The sequence below is a fragment of the Pectobacterium jejuense genome (assembly GCF_026800125.1).
Classification (GTDB): Bacteria; Pseudomonadota; Gammaproteobacteria; order Enterobacterales; family Enterobacteriaceae; genus Pectobacterium; species Pectobacterium jejuense.
Window position 1 is genome coordinate 222,509 of record NZ_JAPQKX010000007.1, and the last position, 21,621, is coordinate 244,129.

Consider the following 21,621-nt stretch of genomic DNA (forward strand, 5'->3'; position numbering starts at 1 on the left):
TTGTGGAGAAATTGTTGCAAAAAAAAGCCGGATAAGAATCCGGCTTGATGTAATGATTATTTGACCTGCATACCCGGCTGGGCGCCGCTGTCTGGGCTCAGCAGGAAGATATCTTTCCCGCCGGGACCGGCTGCCATCACCATACCTTCTGATATGCCGAAGCGCATTTTACGCGGTGCCAGATTGGCGACCATCACGGTTAAACGGCCTTCCAGCTTAGCCGGATCGGGATAAGCTTCACGAATGCCGGAGAAGACCTGACGGGTTTCGCCGCCCAGATCCAGCGTCAGACGTAAGAGCTTGTCAGAACCATCAACCAGTTCAGCCTGCTTAATCAGTGCGATACGCATATCGACTTTGGCAAAATCGTCAAAGTTAATGGTGTCCTGCACCGGGTTGTCTGCCAACGGACCAGACACGACTTTTTGTGCGGCGACCATGTCTTCTTTCGACGCGTCAACCATTGCGTTAACTTTATCCAGATCGATGCGGTTGAACAGCGCTTTGAATGGACTAACCTGATGGCTCAGCAGCGGCGTGGCAATCGCATCCCAGCTCAGTTCCGTGTTCAAAAACGCTTCTGTGCGCTGGGACAGCGAAGGCAGAACCGGTTTCAGGTATGTCATCAGTACACGGAACAGGTTGATGCCCATTGAGCAAATGGCTTGCAGCTCTTCATCCCGACCTTCTGCTTTTGCCACAACCCACGGTGCCTGTTCGTCAACATAGCGGTTAGCGATATCCGCCAACGCCATGATCTCACGAATGGCACGGCCGGATTCACGGCTGTTATAGGCTTCGGCAATGCTGGTGGCAGCATCGGTGAAGGTTTTGTACAGCTCGGCGTCGGCCAGCTTGTCCGCTAGCTTGCCGTCAAAGCGCTTGTTGATGAAACCGGCATTACGTGATGCCAGATTCACGACTTTGTTAACGATGTCAGCATTCACGCGCTGAACGAAATCTTCCAGATTGAGGTCGATGTCATCAATGCGAGAAGACAGTTTTGCCGCGTAGTAATAACGCAGGCAATCGGCATCCAGATGTTGCAGGTACGTGCCTGCTTTGATGAAGGTGCCGCGTGATTTAGACATCTTCGCACCGTTGACCGTGACATAACCATGTACGAACAGGTTTGTCGGTTTACGGAAACCGCTGCCTTCCAACATGGCTGGCCAGAACAGGCTGTGGAAATAAACGATGTCTTTACCGATGAAGTGATACAAATCCGCGTCGGAGTCTTTCTTCCAGAAATCATCAAAATTCAGATCGCCACGCTTGTCGCACAGGTTCTTGAACGACCCCATGTAGCCGATTGGCGCATCCAGCCAGACGTAAAAATATTTGCCTGGCGCATCGGGGATTTCAAAACCGAAATAGGGCGCGTCGCGGGTAATATCCCACTGTTGCAGACCCGAATCGAACCACTCTTGCATCTTGTTAGCGACTTGCTCCTGCAATGCGCCGGAACGCGTCCAGGCTTGCAGCATCTCGCTGAACGCAGGTAGATCGAAGAAGAAGTGTTCTGTTTCACGCATTTCTGGCGTGGCACCAGACACCACTGATTTGGGTTCGATCAGCTCCGTTGGGCTGTAGGTCGCGCCACAGACTTCGCAGTTATCGCCGTATTGGTCGGCAGCCTTACATTTCGGGCAGGTGCCTTTGACGAAACGATCCGGCAGAAACATGCCTTTCTCTGGATCGTACAGCTGAGAAATGGTGCGATTTTTAATAAAGCCGTTCTCTTTCAGCCGACCATAAATCAGACCTGACAGCTCGCGGTTCTCTTCGCTGTGCGTAGAGTGGTAATTGTCATAGCTGATATTGAAACCGGCAAAGTCCTGCTGATGCTCTTGACTCATTGCCGCAATCATCTGTTCTGGCGCAATTCCCATCTGCTGTGCTTTCAGCATGATTGGCGTGCCGTGGGCGTCGTCCGCACAGATAAAGTGAACCTGGTTGCCGCGCATTCGCTGGTAACGAACCCAAATATCGGCCTGAACGTGTTCAAGCATATGACCGAGGTGGATTGAACCATTAGCGTATGGCAGCGCGCACGTTACCAGGATTTTCTTTGCGACTTGAGTCATGAGGAACTTGCTTTCTTTTGTGAATAGAGGGAGATCGATGTTAACCGATAGCGCCTTGCTGCGTAAACCGCTGGCGTGAGTAAAACGGCAGGAAACCACATGGCAGATTTTTAATTTGCGTAGCGTTTCCACGTTTTTGATGCCGAAGGGCGTCAGGCTTCCCTCGCTCTGGTATGCTATATACGGTCTCAACGGTCAAATATGAGAATTTCAAGGAGCCGGAATGAACGCGACAGTCCCCGAACAACGCCCTGAAGCACTGCGTGCGATGGTCACCGGGGTTTTATCTACTTTTCAGCACCCGACACTGAAAAACAACCTGACGACACTGAATGCACTGCGCCATTGTGCGCTGCTGGACAACGTGTTGCATATCGATCTGACGATGCCGTTTGTCTGGCTGAGCGGTTTGGCTGTATTAAAGGAAACGGTTAGCGATGAGCTATTACGTTTATCAGGTGCAAAGGCGATCGAGTGGCGTTTAACGCACGACATCGCGACGCTGCGTCGGGTTAACGATCAGGCTGGCGTGAAGGGCGTGAAAAACATCATTGCCGTCAGTTCCGGCAAAGGCGGAGTCGGCAAATCGAGTACGGCAGTCAATATGGCGCTGGCGCTGGCGGCTGAAGGCGCCAATGTGGGCATTCTGGATGCCGACATCTACGGTCCTTCCATTCCGACCATGCTGGGCTCGGCCAGTGAGCGCCCAACTTCGCCAGACGGTCAACATATGGCACCGATTATCGCGCACGGCCTGGCAACCAACTCGATTGGTTATCTGGTGACGGACGATAACGCCATGGTGTGGCGTGGGCCGATGGCCAGCAAAGCGTTATTGCAGCTGCTGCAGGATACGCTCTGGCCGGATCTGGACTATCTGGTATTAGATATGCCGCCGGGTACGGGTGATATTCAACTGACCCTGGCGCAGAGTATTCCTGTCACTGGTGCGGTTGTCGTGACGACGCCACAGGATATCGCGCTGATGGATGCCATGAAGGGCATCGCGATGTTTGAAAAAGTCAGCGTGCCGGTACTGGGCATCGTTGAGAATATGAGCGTACACATCTGTAGCAACTGCGGACATCTGGAGCCGATCTTCGGTACGGGCGGTGCGCAGAAACTGGCGGAAAAATATCACTGTTCTCTGTTAGGTCAGCTTCCACTGCATATCTCCCTGCGTGAAGACCTTGACCGCGGTGAGCCGACGGTAGTCAGCCAGCCGGACAGCGAGTTTACTTCTCTGTACCGCGAACTGGCGGGGCAGGTTGCCGCTCAGCTCTACTGGCAGGGTGACACGATTCCCGGCGAAATTTCTTTCCGGGCGCTGTAACGCTTCCGCCAGAGAGTAATAAGCCGGGCTCTGTCCCGGCTTGATCCTGCGCCAGCATGCGATTTCCCTCGGGTGCAATACGCGGAAAGGGTGGCGTGAAGGGGGGTAACTCCCTATAATTGCCGCGTCAAAGCGCCCGTTGGCGCATTCCCCTCTCTTTTATTTATGTTAATCAGGTCGTTAATACCATGACTGATCAGTCTCACCAGTGCGTCATCATCGGGATCTCAGGAGCATCCGCTTCGGGTAAAAGTCTTATTTCCAGCACCTTGTATCGGGAATTGCGCGATCAGGTTGGTGATCAGCATATCGGGGTGATATCTGAAGACAGTTATTATAAAGATCAAAGCCACCTGACAATGGAAGAGCGGGTAAAAACTAACTACGACCACCCGAGCTCGATGGATCATAGTCTGCTGCTCAAGCATTTGCAGATGCTGAAAGCCGGTCAGGCGATCGAAGTCCCGCAGTACAGCTATGTCGAGCACACCCGTAAGCAGGAAACCGTGCATATCGAGCTGAAAAAGGTCATTATTCTGGAAGGTATCCTGCTGCTGACGGATGCGCGTCTGCGCAGTGAGATGAATTTCTCTATTTTTGTCGATACACCGCTGGATATTTGCCTGCTGCGCCGTATGCGTCGCGACGTTAATGAGCGCGGGCGTTCAATGGATTCCGTGATGGAACAGTATCAGAAGACCGTTCGCCCGATGTTCCTGCAATTTATCGAGCCCTCTAAGCAGTATGCCGACATTATTGTGCCGCGCGGCGGGAAAAACCGTATTGCGATTGATATTTTGAAAGCCAAGATAAGCCAGTTTTTTGAGTAGTCGATACCCTAAATAATCCGCGTTGCCTCACTAACGTGGAGGTCATGTGAAGCATGACGGGTAGATGAGGTTTATCTGATAGTTACCGGCGCCGAATGGAGAATAAGATGAGACTGTGTGACCGTGACATTGAAGCCTGGCTGGATGATGGCCGACTGGTGATTACACCCCGTCCGCCTACTGAGAGGATCAGTGGTGCGACCGTTGATGTTCGTTTGGGAAATCAGTTTCGCGTCTTCCGTGGACATACTGCGGCCTTCATTGACTTAAGTGGCCCAAAAGATGAAGTCAGCGCGGCGCTGGATCGCGTCATGAGTGATGAAATCAATTTGCCAGAAGGCGAGGCGTTTTTCCTGCACCCAGGAGAATTAGCGCTGGCAGTGACGTTTGAATCCGTTACGCTGCCGGACAATTTGGTTGGCTGGCTGGATGGTCGCTCCTCGCTAGCCCGTCTGGGATTGATGGTTCACGTCACCGCACACCGAATTGATCCAGGTTGGCAAGGAAGAATTGTGCTGGAGTTCTATAATTCAGGTAAGTTGCCGTTGGCGTTACGCCCCGGCATGATGATTGGCGCTCTGAGTTTTGAACCGCTTTCCGGGCCGGCTGCTCGTCCTTACAACCGCCGTCAGGATGCCAAATATAAAGATCAACAGGGTGCGGTAGCGAGCCGGATCGATAAAGACTAAGCGTCTGGCGACAGGCCTGTCAGGTAAAAAACAGGTGGCCGTGCGTTTCGCAATGAGGATGGCATGAGAAGATTTCTGACGACGCTGGCAATTCTGCTTGTGGTGCTGGTGGCAGGAATGACGGCCTTGGTCGTACTGGTTAATCCCAATGACTTCCGCGCCTACATGGTGAAGCAAGTTGAGGAACGTAGCGGCTATCGCCTTCAACTGGATGGAGATCTGCGTTGGCACGTGTGGCCGCAACTCAGCATATTATCAGGCGGGATGTCGTTGAGCGCACCGGGATCCACTGCGCCGATTGTCAGCGCCGAGAACATGCGTCTTGATGTGCAGCTGTGGCCGCTGCTGTCGCACAAGCTAGCGGTCAAGCAGGTGATGCTGAAAGGTGCCATTATTCGCCTGACGCCGGAAAGTGAAGCCAAACAGTCTAACAATGCGCCCATTGCTCCTGCGGGATCGCAGGCCCCATCTGAAGAACGGCACTGGCGGCTGGATATTGATAAGATCAAAGTCGCCGATAGCCTGTTGATTCTGCAACGCAGCAATAATGAGCAGATTAACGTGCGCGACATTAATCTTGCTATGGAGCAGAACAGCGACCGTCAGGTCAGCATCGAATTATCAAGCCGCATCAATCGCGATCAGCGTGATATTGCCTTCTCCCTTGCCGCAGATGTCGATTTGCTGCATTTCCCCCAGCAGGTCAATGCCAATATTACCAAGCTAGATTACCAGCTTCAGGGGGCAGGAATACCAGCAAACGGTATCAGTGGAACGGGCAGTGTTCAGGCAAGCTATCAACAGCAGCCTGAAAAAATCACCTTTAGCCAGCTGTCACTCAATACCAATAATAGTCAGCTGTCGGGTGCCGGTAGCGTGACGCTGGGGGATATCCCCCATTACGAATTGGATCTGTTGTCAGAGAAACTGGATTTGGATTCCCTGCTGGGGATCGCGTCGGTAAAAGAGAACAATGCCGCTGTCGTGCCGGCTAAATCATCAGCTCCTGTGATTTCAAATGAAAGTGGGTTAGCCAAGCCAGAAGACGGCTTACAGACATTCACCGCGCGCCTGTCATTACAGGCCGCGACGCTGATCTATCGTGGGCTCGATGTCCGTCAATTTACGTTACGGGCAGACAATCAACCGGGGCTGCTGGATGTGACGACCTTGAGCGGTGAACTAGGCGGTGGACATTTCTCATTGCCCGGTAAAGTTGTGACGAAGTCATCGACCAACATCATCTTACGGCCAGACCTCAAGGATGTTGAGTTATCCCAGTTGATGTCCGTATTTGCGCTGCCTGCTGAGATGGTCAGTGGGAAATTGTCGCTGGTGGGGCAGTTCAGCGGCAATAGCTTTGCGCTACCTGCGTTGCTCCAGCAGTGGCAGGGGACCGCGATGCTGCAAGGTAATAACGTTCGTCTACAGGGTTTGAATATCCAGCAAATGGTGCAGATGGCCGTCGCGCGTAGCAATGGGAATGTGCGAGGACAAGAGCGCTATGAGCGCTATACCGAACTGCAACAGCTGACCGGGAAAGTACAACTGAACGCGGGTAAGTTACGCCTTACCGATCTCAATGGCCGCTCAGAGCTGCTGTCGCTAACGGGTGCCGGCCAAGTCGATTTGCCAGCCCAGACGTGTGATGTCAACTTGAATGTCTCTATCACGCAAGGGTGGCAGGGCGATGAGCAACTGGTCAGCGTGTTGAAAAACACGGCGATCCCGTTACGCATCTATGGCGAGTGGGATAAATTGAATTACCAATTACAGGTAGATCAACTGCTGCGTAAACGCCTGCAGGACGAACTGAAGAAACGTCTGAATGACTGGGCCAGCCAAAATCAGCAAAGCCAGAAGGGTAAGGATCTGAAGCAACTCCTCGATCGCCTTTAATTTTCAGAAATGCTATGCGCTTAGCCGGTTTGCTGATTCCTGTCAGCAAACCGGCAGCTTCTCGCCAACGTTTCCCTCAGTTTGTCATCCTCCTCCAGACTGGCTATGTGCCCGGTGTCTCTTTTTTAACGCTGTAGGTTAATATTTTTCTCTTTTTTTATTTTCTAAAGCAGTAAACTTCGCTCCCTGTTTTCGGTGCGGTGCTATCCCGCTGCCGGGGAATGTCTGTCAGATAATTTATTACTCAGGTATCGAAACCCACTATGCTCGAACTTTTGATTGGTGTTGCTGTAACGATTCTGGTTGGTCGTTACATTATAAAAGGGTACTCCGCGACTGGCGTGTTGCTGGTGGGAGGTCTATTACTTTTGGCAATCAGTGCCATGCTGGGGAAAAACGTATTACCAGCCAGTGCGAAGGCGACGGGCTGGAGCGCAACGGATATTGTTGAATACGTAAAAATTTTGCTGATGAGCCGCGGTGGCGATCTCGGCATGATGATTATGGTGCTGTGTGGATTTGCGGCTTATATGACGCATATCGGTGCCAATGATGTCGTCGTGAAGCTGGTTTCCCGCCCGCTTAAAATGATTAACTCGCCTTATTTACTGATGATTGCGGCCTATTTTGTCGCCTGCCTGATGTCGTTGGCGGTGTCATCAGCCACGGGATTAGGTGTGCTGTTGATGGCAACGTTGTTCCCTGTCATGGTGAACGTTGGGATTAGTCGCGGTGCCGCTGCTGCAATCTGTGCCTCCCCCGTAGCGTTGATTCTGTCGCCGACGTCGGGCGACGTCGTACTTGCCGCACAAGCATCACAGATGAAATTAGTGGATTTTGCCTTTAAAGCCACGCTGCCTATTTCCATCATGGCGATCGTGTGTATGGCCGTCGCGCATTTCTTCTGGCAGCGCTATCTGGATAACAAAGCGAATGTCAGCCATGAGATTCTAGACGTCAGCGAGATCACGACGGATGCCCCGCGTTTTTACGCCATTCTGCCGTTTACGCCGATCATGGGTGTACTGGTGTTTGATGGCAAATGGGGGCCGGAACTCCACATTATCACTGTACTGGTTATCTGTATGGTGCTGGCCGCGGTACTGGAATTTGCCCGTTCGTTCAGTGCGCAAAAAGTGTTTGACGGGCTGGATGTGGCTTACCGTGGGATGGCCGATGCCTTCTCTAGCGTTGTCATCCTGTTAGTTGCAGCCGGTGTCTTTGCCCAGGGTCTTGGCACTATTGGTTTTATCAGCGGCCTGATTGGATTGGCACAGTCATTCGGCAGCGGTGGGTTGGTGATTATGCTGGTACTGGTCGCGATCACGATGTTGTCTGCGATGACAACGGGCTCGGGCAATGCGCCGTTCTATGCGTTTGTTGAGCTGATTCCAAAACTGGCGTCACAAATGGGTATTAACCCTGCCTATCTGGCGATTCCAATGCTTCAGGCTTCCAACTTGGGCCGTACCATTTCTCCAGTATCCGGCGTAGTCGTTGCGGTCGCCGGGATGGCGAAAATATCGCCATTCGAGGTGGTTAAGCGCACATCGGTTCCGGTTTTGGTTGGGCTGATTGTGGTGGTGGTTGCCACAGAAATTATGGTGCCTGCCTGATAGACCATAGAAAACAGCCCCGTACCGAACGGAAAGGGGCTGTAGAGATAAATGCGGTGTTGAGCATAGCGACAGCGCCGCTATCACACTTCAAAATCAGTCTGTGGCTCGTCGTTCGGTGTGATTCGGACATCTACGATACGGTGGCTTTCCACCGCCAGAATAGTGAACTGATAGCTATCGATTGATAGTGTATCGCCCACCTGCGGAACCCGCTGCGCGTGCTCCATCAACAGCCCCGCCAGCGTGTAGTATTCGCGCTTTTCATCCAGCGTCAGCGGAACATACATCGTTAAGTCTTCCAGTGGAATATAGCCATTTACGGTCCAACTGCCGTCGTCATTCTGCTGAATGCTGTGGCGCGCATCGCGATCTTCCCCTTCGCGCGGCAGGTTGCCGGCAATGGTTTCCATCACGTCGCTTAATGTGACTATCCCTTCCATCGAACCAAATTCATCAACGACAAACGCAAAGTGCGTTCGCGCTTCTCTAAACTGTTCCAAAGCCTGTAAAAGTGAAAGCTGTTCGGGAAAGACCAGCGGCTGACGAATGAGAATACGTGGATTGAACGGCTCGCGGTTTAGCTGCTGCTGGAGTAAATCGGCAACATGTACGATACCCAACGGTTCGTCGGAGGTATTGCTGTCGGTTACCACCAATCGGGAATGCTGGTTGGTCGTTAACAGTTTAGCGAGCGCATCCTGTGTAATATCCAGCTCGACCGAGTCGATGTCATGCCGCGACGTCATAATGCTGCTGATGGTTCGCTGTGCCAGCCCCAATACCCGCTTTATCATCCGGCGTTCCTGAATATTGAAGACTTCCTGACCTGCCCGGGTGTTGTCGGCAATCATCGATGAGGTTTGATTGTCCAGTTCTGCTTCTTCATGGTTACCGCGCAAGATACGCAAAACCACTTCCGCGGTGCGCTGGCGTAGTGGAACCGATGAGGAGAGAAAGCGGCGACGGTTGAACAGGGAGACCTGATTCAACATCTCAATCATCACCGAGAAACCTATCGCGGCGTAGAGATAACCTTTAGGGATGTGATAACCAAAGGCGTCTGCGACCAGACTGAAACCAATCATCAGCAGGAAGCTGAGACACAGGATAACGATAGTCGGGTGTTCAGCGACAAAGCGGGTCAGCGGTTTGCTGGCCAGCAGCATGAGGAAAATAGCGATGGTCACGGCGGACATCATGACCAGCAGATGATCGGTCATGCCGACGGCGGTAATCACGGAGTCCAGCGAGAATATGGCGTCCAGTACCACGATCTGTGCCACTACCGGCCAGAAACGTGCACCTTTACGCTGGGCTTGCTGCTCCTCATCTTTTCCTTCGAGACGTTCGTTGAGTTCCATGGTGGCTTTAAAGAGTAGAAACAGCCCTCCAACCAGCATGATGACATCGCGAGCGCTGAATGTGTGCCCAAGGAACGTGAAGAGGGGGGTAGTCAAAGACACCAGCCATGAAATGGACGCCAGCAGACCCAGGCGCATAATCAGGGCAAGTAAGAGACCGACGACTCTGGCTTTATCGCGTTGTTCTTTTGGTAGTTTCTCAGCCAGAATGGCAATGAAGATAAGATTATCAATGCCCAGAACCAGTTCCAGGACAACCAGCGTGGCCAACCCGGCCCATATCGTTGGATCAGCGATCCACTCCATATCTCTTTTTTCACCTTTAAATGAACATAACCTCGATAGCGTATCAGGGCAGGCACAGATGAACCAGAATTTGCAGGGATATTCTTTATGAGAAGCACAATCTATAAGCAAATTCTGAGCCGATAGATGCCCTGATATGGATTGTCATTTTTTTGACATGGACCAGTGTGTAGCTTGTTGGTGAGGTCGGTTGAAAAAACGACAATAAGCAAAATTTTAGGAATGATGCATAAGGTATTGCACGTTAGTATTTGATAGTACGAGCATACAACGCATAGAATAGCGTGCCGATTTAACAAGATTTTTACGACAGGGATGCGCGTAGTCTTATTCTGAAAAGCTCCTTTTAGGCCATCTTACCCTTGTGCTCTTTACGTCATCGTCAATACTATGGGGTGAAATTTGGCTTTGTCGATTTAGCTATATTTTTATAAATAAATATATGGATTAGTCATATTTTGTTAGCTGTGTCCGTTGGCTAGCAAGGAAATGGAGTCTTTACACACAAACAGATGGTATGCGGATCCAGGGTGTAGCCACAGGATGGTGTTCCGTACGTTGTTTGACAGCGCATTGGTTGCTATAAGCCAAGGGCGGTAGCGTGTCTGATGCAAAACATTCACATAACGGGTTGATGATGGTGCAAAAATGCAAGAATTCATGGTGGTTTTCCTGAGTGCGTTTATTGCGTTGTTTCTGGCAAGAAAAGTAGCAATAACAGTCGGGCTGGTGGATAAACCTAATGAGCGCAAGAGACACCGTGGTCATATTCCACTTGTTGGCGGTGTTTCTATCTATATGGCCCTCTGGGTTATGTATACTTTTGATCCTACATGGCTCCCCGACTTCTCTCTTTACATGGTGTGTGCAACAGCATTATTAGTGGTAGGTGTTTTGGATGATCGTTTTGATCTTCCCGTTCTCCCTCGCGTTGGCCTACAAGCACTTGTCGCAGGTTTGATGATGTATTCTGGTTTATACCTTATCAGCCTGGGTAATGTGTTGTTCGGCTATGAGCTGTTTTTGGGAATCTTTGGTTACACCGTTACTCTATTTGCGGTATGGGGAGCGATTAATGCTTTCAACATGGTTGATGGCATTGATGGCTTACTCGGTGCGCTTTCTTGCGTTACGTTTGGTGCGCTAGCTGTCGTCTTTTATATTGGTGGACGCCACGAGTTAGCTCAGTGGAGTCTATGCCTGCTAGCGGCAACACTGCCTTATATCCTATTGAATCTTGGTGTTCCCTGGGGACTAAAATTTAAAGTATTTATGGGGGATGCCGGAAGTACGCTCGTCGGCTTTACTGTTATCTGGTTGTTAGTACTGGCAACGCAGGGTAAAGAGGCAATAATCCATCCCGTAACGGCATTGTGGCTGATCGCTGTTCCCTTAATGGATATGGTGACGATCATGGTGCGTCGTATTCGCAGAGGGGATAGCCCTTTTAAACCCGATCGTGAGCATTTGCATCATATTTTGATGCGTGCAGGGTTGAGTTCTCGACAATCTTTGCTAGCAATTGTTTTGGCGGCTTTGTTTCTTGCCGCAGTGGGGATTATTGGCGAGCTTAGCGGTGTGACGGAATCTATTATGCTGAGCGCATTTCTGGTGATTTTTGTTGGCTATTTTTGGTCAATTACCCGAATATGGCGTCTACTGACGTGGTTTCGACGCAGTACTCAACACGTTGCTGTTGCGGAGAAAATGGAGCAACGGCGCTAATACAATGAATTAGCTGTTTTTTACGTCCCACTCTGCGGGTTTATTCGAATAAAGGTCCTCTATAATAACGAGTTATTTTGTAGGGATTTGCGCGACATTTAATCATAAGCGATGGCATAAACAGGATGATAAAGCACAAGTTAAAATTGATACCCGCTGTGGTGTCCATAGCCCTGCTTAGCGGCTGCACTCTAATTCCCGGTAGCCATTTATCCACTGGTGGTAAAGAGACTATCGAGCAACAAGACGCTGATTTTAATATTGATAAGTTGGTCAATGTTTACCCGATGACACCTTATTTAATTGAAAAAATGCGACCTAAACCGTTGATTGCGCAAAACAATCCCGCACTGGAACGTGAATTAGAAGGTTATGAATATCGCATTGGTATTGGCGATGTCATCATGGTTACGGTATGGGATCACCCTGAGTTAACCACGCCAGCAGGAACCTATCGTACTGCTGCGGATACAGGGAACTGGGTGCATTCTGATGGCACTATCTTCTATCCTTATATCGGAAAGGTGAAAGTCGCTGGTAAAACAGTGAGCGAAGTGCGTGACGAAATTATGGGGCGTTTAGCAACGTATATCGAGTCCCCTCAGGTTGATGTCAGTATTGCTGCTTTCCGTTCGCAGAAGGCCTATGTTTCCGGTGAGGTCAGTAAGTCAGGCCAGCAACCGATTAGCAATGTGCCACTTACCGTCCTTGATGCGATAAACGCCGCTGGCGGGTTAACCGAAAATGCGGATTGGCGAAATATTGTTCTTACTCATAATGGCCAAGAGCAGCGAATTTCTCTTCAGGCACTGATGCAAAACGGTGACCTTTCACAAAACCACCTCCTCTATCCTGGCGATATCCTCTATGTTCCCCGCAATGATGACCTGAAAGTGTTCGTCATGGGCGAAGTTAAAAAGCAAAGTACGCTCAAAATGGACCGCAGCGGTATGACGCTGACCGAAGCATTGGGCAATGCAGAAGGCATGGATCAAACGCTTGCTGATGCAACGGGGGTATTTGTTATTCGTCCACTACGAGGTACGCAAGGACCAAAAATGGCGAATATCTACCAGCTCAATGCAGCAGATGCCACAGCCATGGTTATGGGAACGGAGTTCCAGCTTCAACCTTACGACATTGTATATGTCACAAGCGCACCGCTAGTTCGTTGGAATCGCCTGATCTCCCAATTGGTTCCGACTATTTCCGCATTCAATGAATTGACGGAAGGTGGGTTGCGTGTTCGAACTTGGCCATAGAGATAATTATGTTTGATTCAATATTGGTTGTCTGTGTAGGCAATATTTGCCGCTCCCCTACAGGGGAGCGGTTATTAAAGCAGGCTCTGCCTGATAAAAAAATCGTTTCTGCCGGACTAGGTGCATTAGTTGGGAAGCCTGCTGATGCGACAGCGACTGAAGTAGCAAACCAACATAACCTTTCTCTCGAAGGGCATCAGGCGCAGCAATTAACGTCGACTTTGTGCCGTCAGTTTGATCTTATTCTCGTGATGGAAAAAGAACATATTGATGGCGTATGCCGCATTGCCCCTGAAGTACGTGGTAAGACAATGTTATTTGGGCGCTGGTCGGAACAGCAGGAAATTGCTGATCCTTATCGCAAAAGTCGCGAAGCCTTTGAGTTTGTCTATTTGCAACTTGAGAAATCTGCTCAGAAATGGGCACAAGCATTAAGCCGTTAACAAGTCAGGGAAACCCATGGCAGAGAAAATTTCAGTAAAAACAGCCGAAACGAATTCGGATGAGATTGATTTAGGTCGTTTGTTGGGAACACTGCTGGATAATCGCTGGTTAATTGTTGGTGTAACGGCAGTTTTCACTATTATCGGTATTCTTTATGCCACGTTTGCGACGCCGATTTATAAAGCAGATGCGCTAGTTCAGGTAGAACAAAGTTCAGGTAATGCGCTATTGAAAGATATTTCTAGCTCTTTGCCTGATTCAAAACCTGAATCAGCTGCCGAAATCGAAATTATAAAATCACGGATGGTCGTTGGTAAAACAGTCGATGACTTGTCGCTGAGTATTGTTGTACAACAAAAATATTTTCCTGTTTTTGGTAAAGGTTTCGCCCGTTTGATGGGAGAAAAACCTGGACGAATTGCTGTTTCTAAGCTGGAAGTGCCAAAATCGTGGCAAGATGAGGCAATTGAGTTACGTGTTATTGATGCACAGACGTATGAAATTGAAGCTGGCGATGTAGTAAAATTCGAAGGTAAAGTTGGGCAAATAGCGAAGCACGATAATATCTCTTTATTGGTCAGTGATATTCAAGCAGAGGCGGGCACGGTTTTTCGCCTTCAAAAATTAAATTCACTTACCGCAATTAATAATGTGCTAAGTACGTTCGTCGTTGCTGACAAAGGCAAAGATACAGGTGTATTAGCTCTTAGTTTTGAAGGAGAAGATCCCGAGCTAACCAATAAAATATTAAATAGCATTAGTAATAACTATTTACAGCAAAACGTCGAGAGAAAATCAGAAGAAGCAGGAAAGAGCCTTGAGTTTCTTAAAGCGCAACTTCCTAATGTACGTACAACGCTTGATGATGCTGATAATAAATTAAACAGTTATCGTCAGAAAAACGAATCTGTTGATTTATCGCTAGAAGCAAAAGCCGTCCTGGATACGATGGTTGCGATTGAAACACAGCTAAACGAGCTAACGTTTAAAGAAGCTGAAGTATCAAAGCTCTATACTAAACAGCATCCAACTTATCGCTCATTGATGGAAAAACGGAAAACGCTGGAAGATGAGCGTGAAAAGATCAATAAGCGTGTCGCTGCTATGCCAAAAACCCAGCAGGAAATATTACGCTTAATGCGAGATGTTAATGTTGGACAAGAAGTATACATGCAATTGCTGAATAAACAGCAGGAACTTAGTATCAACAAAGCCAGTACGGTGGGTAATGTTCGTATAATTGATCCCTCTGCTATTCAGTTAAGCCCAGTAAAACCGAAGAAAGCTCTGATTGTATTACTCGCAATGTTGTTGGGTGGTATGGCATCGACAGCTTTTGTCGTGCTCAGAACGATATTGCATAAAGGGATTGAAAGTCCTGAACAGCTTGAGGAAATGGGTATAAATGTGTACGCCAGTGTACCTTTGTCTGAATGGCAGCAGAAGAAAGACAGGGTATTATTAACACGCTCGAATAAAAGCAACACGCGCTCTACTGAATTACTGGCGATTGGAAACCCTACCGACCTTGCTATTGAGGCAATTAGAAGTCTCCGTACCAGCCTGCATTTTGCCATGATGGAGGCAAAAAATAATGTGCTGATGATTTCTGGTGCTAGCCCAGCAATTGGTAAAACGTTTATCAGTGCAAACCTTGGTGCTGTTATTTCTCAATCTGGCCAACGTGTTCTTATTGTTGACTGTGATATGCGCAAAGGGTATGCCCATGAGCTGATGGGAACGCAGAGCGTTGATGGTTTGTCGGACATTTTATCTGGGCAGGTAGACGTAGAGAAAAGCATTCGAAAAACAGCTGTGGATAATATGGACTTTATTCCTCGCGGACAAATTCCACCTAATCCGTCTGAACTCTTAATGCATAGTCGATTTTCGCAATTTATCACATGGGCTGCGGAGCATTACGACATTGTATTATTGGATACACCGCCAATACTGGCTGTAACGGATGCCGCTATTATTAGCCGTCATGCAGGAACGTCCCTCTTAGTTGCTCGTTTTGAAGTGAATACACTCAAAGAAATTGAAGTAAGTATTCGTCGCTTTGAGCAGAATGGCGCGGAGATAAAAGGTGTTATTCTGAATGCTATTGTGAAACGTGCTGCAAGCTATTACGGCTATGGAAATTATCACTATTATACGTATGACTATAAGTCAGAAAAAAATAGTTAATATTTCTCGCTGAATTGAATTTTTGTGACAACCGGATGTTCGCATCCGGTCTTTCCTATGCCTCGCTTATAAATCATCTGTCATAAATTTTATATCCAAAAAATTGATTTTCTACTGGAGTTAACCGTGAAAGGTATAATCCTTGCTGGTGGTTCAGGAACGCGCCTTTATCCTATTACACTGGGCGTTTCCAAACAGCTACTGCCTATTTACGATAAGCCGATGATCTATTATCCGCTATCCGTCCTCATGCTGGCTGGAATACAGGATATTCTAATCATTACCACGCCGGAAGATCTGAATGCATTTCAACGGTTGCTGGGCACGGGTGATGCTTTTGGTGTGCGACTTTCTTATGCTGTCCAACCTAAACCAGAAGGGTTGGCACAGGCATTTATTATTGGTGAAGAATTCCTGGCTGGTGATAGTTGCAGCTTGGTATTAGGCGATAATATATTCTTCGGGCAAGGATTTAGCCCCGTGTTAAAACGCGCTGCCGCTAAGAAAACGGGCGCGACAGTATTTGGCTATCAGGTTATGGATCCAGAACGATTTGGCGTCGTTGAATTTGATGAGAATAAGATGGTTCTGTCCATTGAGGAAAAACCTAAAAAAGCCAAATCGAATTGGGCTGTGACAGGATTGTATTTCTATGATGAGCAGGTTGTCGAATTAGCCAAACAGGTAAAACCTTCGGAAAGAGGTGAGTTGGAGATTACGACGCTTAATGAAATGTATCTGGATCGCGGGCAACTGGAAGTGGAGTTCTTAGGACGTGGTTTTGCCTGGTTAGATACAGGCACGCATGATAGCTTAATCGAAGCCTCTACTTTTGTTGAAACGGTAGAGAAAAGACAAGGAATGAAGATCGCGTGTTTGGAAGAGATTGCCTGGCGTAACGGATGGCTAACTAATTTACAGTTACTGGACTCCGCAAATAGGCTGATTAAAAATCAGTATGGTCAGTATCTAGAGAGACTCGTCAAGGATTCCCGAGGTTAATTTAATGCAAATAAGACTGATACAATTACAAACACATGGCGATGATCGCGGTGCATTAGTTGCACTCGAGCAAGATAAAAATATCCCGTTTGAAATAAAACGCGTTTATTATTTATTCAAAACGAAAGAAGGGGTCCGCAGAGGGTTCCATGCTCATAAGGCATTAAAGCAAGTCGCTATTGCTGTACGAGGCTCTTGTCGTTTTTTACTCGATGATGGTGCTGAAAAGGTCGATATATTATTAGATAACCCTGCTCAGGGACTCCTTATTGATTCATACATTTGGCGAGAGATGTATGATTTTTCTGATGACTGCGTCTTAATGGTATTGGCAGATCAGCCCTATGATGAATCTGATTATATTAGAAATTATGATGAGTTTTTGTCAGGGGTATAAAAATGAATGTTGTTGTTGCGGGTAAAAATAATATTGCAGTTAATTTTGTCGAATGGTTAATAGAAAATCACCCTGAAATAAAAATATTTGGTGTTATTAACAGCACTGATAATGGATGCGATACATTTCAGCGGTCATACAAAAAATATTGTCATTCTAATGGAATACCAACTTTATCGTTAGAGGATGCATATCTCGTTGAAGGGATATTTATCTCTTTAGAATTTGACAAAATTATTGACACGATAAAATTTAAGAAAAGCAATTGTTTCAATATCCATTTTTCAAATCTCCCTAAGTATAAAGGAATGTATACGTCAGCGTGGCCTATTATTAACGCAGAAGAAAAGACAGGCGTTACATTTCATGAGATCGATAATGGAATCGACACTGGAGATATTATTTCTCAGGAAGAGTTCCTACTTGATGAGGACGAAACAGCAGGATCTTTATATTTAAAGTATATCCATTATGGAACTAAATTGGTAAAAGATACGTTTCCCAAGTTGTTAGAAGGGAAATACGAAAGAAAAAAACAGAGTCATATGAATTCAAGTTACTACTCGAAAAAAAGCATTGACTATAAAAATATTAAAATAGAGTTAAATAGAACTGCATTTCAAATAAAAAAACAAATTAATGCTTTCACTTTTCGCTACTATCAACTCCCTCAAATTTTGGGATGTGATATTTTTGGTGCGAAAATATTAGATGATAAATCTTTATTGAAAGCCGGGTCGGTAATTGAGGAAAGTGATAATTATATTATTCTATCTTCAATTGACTATAATATTATGTTGTACAAAGATAATTTCTCAAAGTTATTAGAGTTGAGCAAGGGCGCGACGTTTGAAGATCTCATTTTAGAAGCACCTTTTCATAATGCCTTGTTTGAGAAAAACCAAAAAGGATGGAGTCCTATAATTGTTGCTGCCTATCATGGGAATATCGAACTTATAAAAAAATTGGTGGGGATTGGGGCTAATATCAATGACACTAATTACAATGGCACGACTGTAGCAATGTACTTGAAAGACCACATTATAAAGAGCAAGAATTATCATCTAATGGAAGAGTTAATAAACTTAGGTGCTGACTTGAACATCAAAGATTATAATGGGTTAAATGTTTTTGATTATCTTGAATTATCTAAAATAGATGAAGCTGAACAGAAAATTTTTAAGGAACTAAAATGATAAATTTTTTAGATTTAAAAAAAATCAATAATGAATATAAAAAAGATTTGTTAGCAGCTTTTGAAAAAGTAGTTGATTCAGGGTGGTATATTCAAGGCTCCGAACTTGCTTCCTTTGAAAAGGAATTTTCAAGTTATTGTGGCGTAAAGCACGCAATAGGTGTGGCAAATGGGTTAGATGCACTTATTTTAACTTTCCGAGCATGGATAGAGCTTGGGAAGCTAAAAGAAGGGGATGAAGTTATTGTCCAGGCGAATACCTATATAGCTTCAGTTTTAGCGATTACTGAAAATAAATTGGTGCCCGTACTGGTAGAACCAGATCCAGACACTTATAACTTATCTTCTGAAAAAGTAAGAGCAGCGATAACAGATAAAACAAAAGCAATTTTACCTGTTCATCTTTACGGAAAAGTAAGTCCGATGGATGATATCTTAGAAATGGCTAAAGAGTATGGCCTCTTGGTATTGGAAGATTGTGCCCAGGCTCACGGTGCTATTTTTAATGGCAAAAAAGTTGGTGGCTGGGGGGATGCAGCCGGTTTTAGTTTTTACCCAGGCAAGAATCTTGGTGCACTTGGTGATGCTGGAGCGATAACAACAAACGATGATAAATTAGCTGAAACGTTAATGGCGTTACGCAACTATGGATCACATAAAAAATACGAGAACCTCTATCAAGGTGTTAATAGCCGTCTCGATGAACTTCAGGCAGCCTTTCTTTCCGTGAAGCTAAAATCGCTAGATGAAAGTAATAGAAGAAGACAAGAAATTGCAAGTCTGTACTGCTCCGGAATAAAAAACGAGCTCATTAAATTACCTGTATATCCTGAAAAATTTGAAGAACATGTTTGGCACCTATTTGTTGTAGAGTGTGATAATCGGAGTAAATTTCAGGCTTATCTCACGGAACGCGGTGTACAAACTTTAATTCATTACCCTACACCGCCACACCTCCAAGAGGCTTACAGTAATTTAGGTTTTTCTGAAGGTGATTTTCCAATTACAGAGCGCATACATAAACAAGTACTCAGCCTGCCGATGGGACCAATTCTGACGGATTCGGACATACAGGAAGTTATTACCATCATTAATGAGTACCGAGGATGAAAAAACTACTCTCTGTGACTTTTTTCAGTGGGTTACTAACGCTGGCAAGAATGGGAAGTGGTTTTATTATTGCTAAAGTTGTTGCCATTTATACTGGACCTGCGGGAATGGCAATGCTCGGCCAGATTCAAAGTATGGTTGTTAGCTTGAATGGTATTGTTAATGCGCCAGTAGGTAGTGGGTTAGTTCGTTACACTGCTGAATATGAAAAACAGGGAATAGGCGCTTGTTCACCATGGTGGAAAGCGAGTGCTTGGTGGTTGGTGGTTATTTTATGCATTGTAATGCCAAGTGGATTTCTGTTTGCCAGACCGCTTGCACAGTGGTTATTTCGTGATCCAGATTATGCTTGGATAATCTGGGCGGCATCAGCAATGTTACCGTTGGCTGCTATAGGGACATTAGTTAACTCAGTAGTCAATGGTTACCAGCAATATCGTCTTTATATAACGCTTGGTGCGATCTCAACAGCGGTATCATGCATATTGATGATCACGCTGGTTATGACCTTTGGGATAACTGGGGCATTGTTAGCCGCCGCTATACAAACGGGATTGATTGGGATTGTTCTTTTGTTCGGGGTATTACGCCAACCGTGGGTAGCATTACGTTTTTGGTGGGGAAGTCAGGGTGTTGATAAGGAACATAAAAAGAGAATAGGTGGGTATATTTTAATGGCCATTACCTCTTCTCTAACAATACCTATATCGTTGATTGCAGTGCGTAATATCTTGGTGTCGAATGTCGGTTGGGAAAGTGCAGGACAATGGCAAGCTGTATGGAAGATTTCAGAAGTTTATCTCGGTGTAATAACAATCGCATTGAGTACGTACTTTTTGCCTAAACTGTCGACATTGAAAGATGTAAAAGAGATAAAAAAAGAAATTAACCAAACGTTGCTCATCGTTGTCCCAGTTGTTTCATTGATGGCCATTTGTGTTTATTTTCTGAGAGATGTCGCTATATCTTTGCTATTTACTGAGCAATTTAGAGAAGCTAGGGATTTGTTCGCAATCCAATTGATTGGTGATGTTATAAAAATCGTCAGTTGGCTTTATGCATACCCGATGATTTCTAGAGGTGCGACAAAATGGTTTGTTTTTACAGAAATATTTTTTAGTGGGCTATTTGTCGTTTTGTCATACTTCTTGATTGATGCTTATGGTACGCAAGGCGCGAATTTGGCTTACTTAATTAACTACTTATTATACATGATCTTTGTAAGCCTTAATCTAAACAGAGTTTGTCGTCATCGTGTTTAAATATAGTATTTTGGCAATTATTGGTGGTTGAAGGTAGATAAGGTTATTATGTCAATAAATAATTTAGTTAGTGTTATTATTCCTGTATATAATCATGAAAACTATGTGGTGGACTCTATAACTAGTGTTTTAAACCAAAGTTACTCACCTGTTGAGATAGTGGTTTTAAACGATGGTTCGACCGATAATTCTCATGAGAAAATTTCTGAATTAAAAAAACATCATGATTTTATTTATATAAACAAAGCCAATGAAGGGTTATCTAAAACCCTAAAGAGAGGCCTTGAACTATGCACTGGAGACTACTTTGCTATTCTGGCCTCAGATGACATGTGGCTGGAAAAAAAACTTGAAGAACAAATCAAGTACATGAACGCCCATGATTCCTGTGTTGCATGCTGTGCTCAGGTGAATGTGATTGATGAGTTTAACAATGTTACACCAGGAGAAGTCAGAGAGGAGGTCGAAGTTTTTGATTTCGAAAGAATTATGACCGAAGGATATAATATACCTCCTGCGACAATACTGATTCGTCGAGATAAATTAACTGAAGCGAATTTCAGGGAGGATTTAAAAGTTGAGGACTTATTTTTATGGCTCAGTGTAACAGTCAGTGGCGGTACTTTGGATGTTTTGCCTCAAAATTTAGCCAACTATCGTATTCATAGCCATAATACGACAGGGAATCTTGCCCTTATAGCTGAATATCATCACAAGACAATAGATCTTTTTAAGAATAAAAAAATATACAAACGATCGAAAATAGAATGGAGTAAATTCTCTTTTAGACAATTAACTAGAAAGTATAAGGCATACTCATTGAATTTTATTTTTCCTGATATCCGGTTTTTTTTAAGCAGTAGTTTTTTGATCGGTTTTATTAAACTGATTTTTGTCTGGAAAAAATAAA

The 21,621-nt window shown here is 46.0% G+C and carries 17 protein-coding genes; 15 read left to right on the top strand and 2 right to left on the bottom strand.

The features are described from left to right. Window positions 1–56: 56 nt before the first annotated feature. Window positions 57–2,087, bottom strand: coding sequence for a methionine--tRNA ligase (gene metG, locus NXT09_RS14745; protein ID WP_268580146.1), 2,031 nt, complete (start codon window positions 2,085–2,087; stop codon window positions 57–59). 223 nt (window positions 2,088–2,310) lie between these two features. Here metG and apbC point away from each other — a divergent pair, with 223 nt between their 5' ends. The 5 genes from apbC to dcuC all read left to right on the top strand — a co-directional run bounded on the left by apbC (window position 2,311) and on the right by dcuC (window position 8,454). Next, a complete protein-coding gene (gene apbC / locus NXT09_RS14750) occupies window positions 2,311–3,420 on the top strand; it encodes an iron-sulfur cluster carrier protein ApbC (RefSeq protein WP_010296744.1) in 1,110 nt (369 codons plus the stop codon). Between the two features lie 188 nt (window positions 3,421–3,608). Continuing rightward, window positions 3,609–4,250: a uridine kinase gene (udk, locus tag NXT09_RS14755; protein WP_010281304.1), complete on the top strand. Its 642-nt coding sequence runs from the start codon at window positions 3,609–3,611 to the stop codon at window positions 4,248–4,250. A gap of 107 nt (window positions 4,251–4,357) precedes the next feature. After that, the gene (gene dcd, locus NXT09_RS14760; protein ID WP_005974037.1) at window positions 4,358–4,939 is read left to right on the top strand and encodes a dCTP deaminase; all 582 of its coding nucleotides are present in this window, start codon (window positions 4,358–4,360) and stop codon (window positions 4,937–4,939) included. Window positions 4,940–5,002: 63 nt separating this feature from the next. Then, window positions 5,003–6,838, top strand: coding sequence for an outer membrane assembly protein AsmA (gene asmA / locus NXT09_RS14765; protein WP_268580147.1), 1,836 nt, complete (start codon window positions 5,003–5,005; stop codon window positions 6,836–6,838). A gap of 263 nt (window positions 6,839–7,101) precedes the next feature. Further along, window positions 7,102–8,454 carry an anaerobic C4-dicarboxylate transporter DcuC gene (gene dcuC, locus NXT09_RS14770; RefSeq protein ID WP_268580148.1) on the top strand — a complete coding sequence of 451 codons (1,353 nt, stop codon included), beginning with the start codon at window positions 7,102–7,104 and terminating at the stop codon, window positions 8,452–8,454. Between the two features lie 83 nt (window positions 8,455–8,537). Here dcuC and NXT09_RS14775 read toward each other — a convergent pair whose 3' ends face one another. Further along, complete coding sequence (locus tag NXT09_RS14775; RefSeq protein ID WP_268580149.1) at window positions 8,538–10,124, bottom strand: TerC family protein; 1,587 nt, start codon at window positions 10,122–10,124, stop codon at window positions 8,538–8,540. Between the two features lie 648 nt (window positions 10,125–10,772). Here NXT09_RS14775 and wecA point away from each other — a divergent pair. From wecA to NXT09_RS14825, 10 genes are all read left to right on the top strand, one after another. Further along, window positions 10,773–11,849, top strand: a complete 1,077-nt coding sequence (gene wecA, locus NXT09_RS14780; protein ID WP_268580150.1) for a UDP-N-acetylglucosamine--undecaprenyl-phosphate N-acetylglucosaminephosphotransferase — start codon at window positions 10,773–10,775, stop codon at window positions 11,847–11,849. 125 nt (window positions 11,850–11,974) lie between these two features. Beyond that, window positions 11,975–13,111 carry a polysaccharide export protein gene (locus NXT09_RS14785; RefSeq protein WP_104211699.1) on the top strand — a complete coding sequence of 379 codons (1,137 nt, stop codon included), beginning with the start codon at window positions 11,975–11,977 and terminating at the stop codon, window positions 13,109–13,111. 8 nt (window positions 13,112–13,119) lie between these two features. Next, window positions 13,120–13,554 carry an arsenate reductase/protein-tyrosine-phosphatase family protein gene (locus tag NXT09_RS14790; RefSeq protein WP_268580151.1) on the top strand — a complete coding sequence of 145 codons (435 nt, stop codon included), beginning with the start codon at window positions 13,120–13,122 and terminating at the stop codon, window positions 13,552–13,554. A gap of 16 nt (window positions 13,555–13,570) precedes the next feature. Beyond that, window positions 13,571–15,745 carry a tyrosine-protein kinase Wzc gene (wzc, locus tag NXT09_RS14795; RefSeq protein WP_268580152.1) on the top strand — a complete coding sequence of 725 codons (2,175 nt, stop codon included), beginning with the start codon at window positions 13,571–13,573 and terminating at the stop codon, window positions 15,743–15,745. 126 nt (window positions 15,746–15,871) lie between these two features. Continuing rightward, complete coding sequence (gene rfbA, locus NXT09_RS14800) at window positions 15,872–16,747, top strand: glucose-1-phosphate thymidylyltransferase RfbA (RefSeq protein ID WP_268580153.1); 876 nt, start codon at window positions 15,872–15,874, stop codon at window positions 16,745–16,747. A gap of 4 nt (window positions 16,748–16,751) precedes the next feature. After that, a complete protein-coding gene (locus NXT09_RS14805) occupies window positions 16,752–17,144 on the top strand; it encodes a sugar 3,4-ketoisomerase (RefSeq protein WP_104211702.1) in 393 nt (130 codons plus the stop codon). A gap of 2 nt (window positions 17,145–17,146) precedes the next feature. Beyond that, on the top strand, window positions 17,147–18,340 hold the full coding sequence (locus NXT09_RS14810; protein WP_268580154.1) for a formyltransferase family protein: 1,194 nt from the start codon (window positions 17,147–17,149) through the stop codon (window positions 18,338–18,340). Continuing rightward, window positions 18,337–19,449, top strand: coding sequence for a DegT/DnrJ/EryC1/StrS family aminotransferase (locus NXT09_RS14815; RefSeq protein WP_268580155.1), 1,113 nt, complete (start codon window positions 18,337–18,339; stop codon window positions 19,447–19,449). Before NXT09_RS14810 ends, NXT09_RS14815 begins: the two co-directional genes overlap by 4 nt. Then, window positions 19,446–20,711: an O-antigen translocase gene (locus NXT09_RS14820; RefSeq protein ID WP_268580156.1), complete on the top strand. Its 1,266-nt coding sequence runs from the start codon at window positions 19,446–19,448 to the stop codon at window positions 20,709–20,711. The genes NXT09_RS14815 and NXT09_RS14820 overlap by 4 nt, the downstream gene beginning before the upstream one ends. Window positions 20,712–20,759: 48 nt before the next feature. Further along, complete coding sequence (locus tag NXT09_RS14825) at window positions 20,760–21,620, top strand: glycosyltransferase family 2 protein (protein ID WP_268580157.1); 861 nt, start codon at window positions 20,760–20,762, stop codon at window positions 21,618–21,620. Window position 21,621 lies beyond the last annotated feature (1 nt).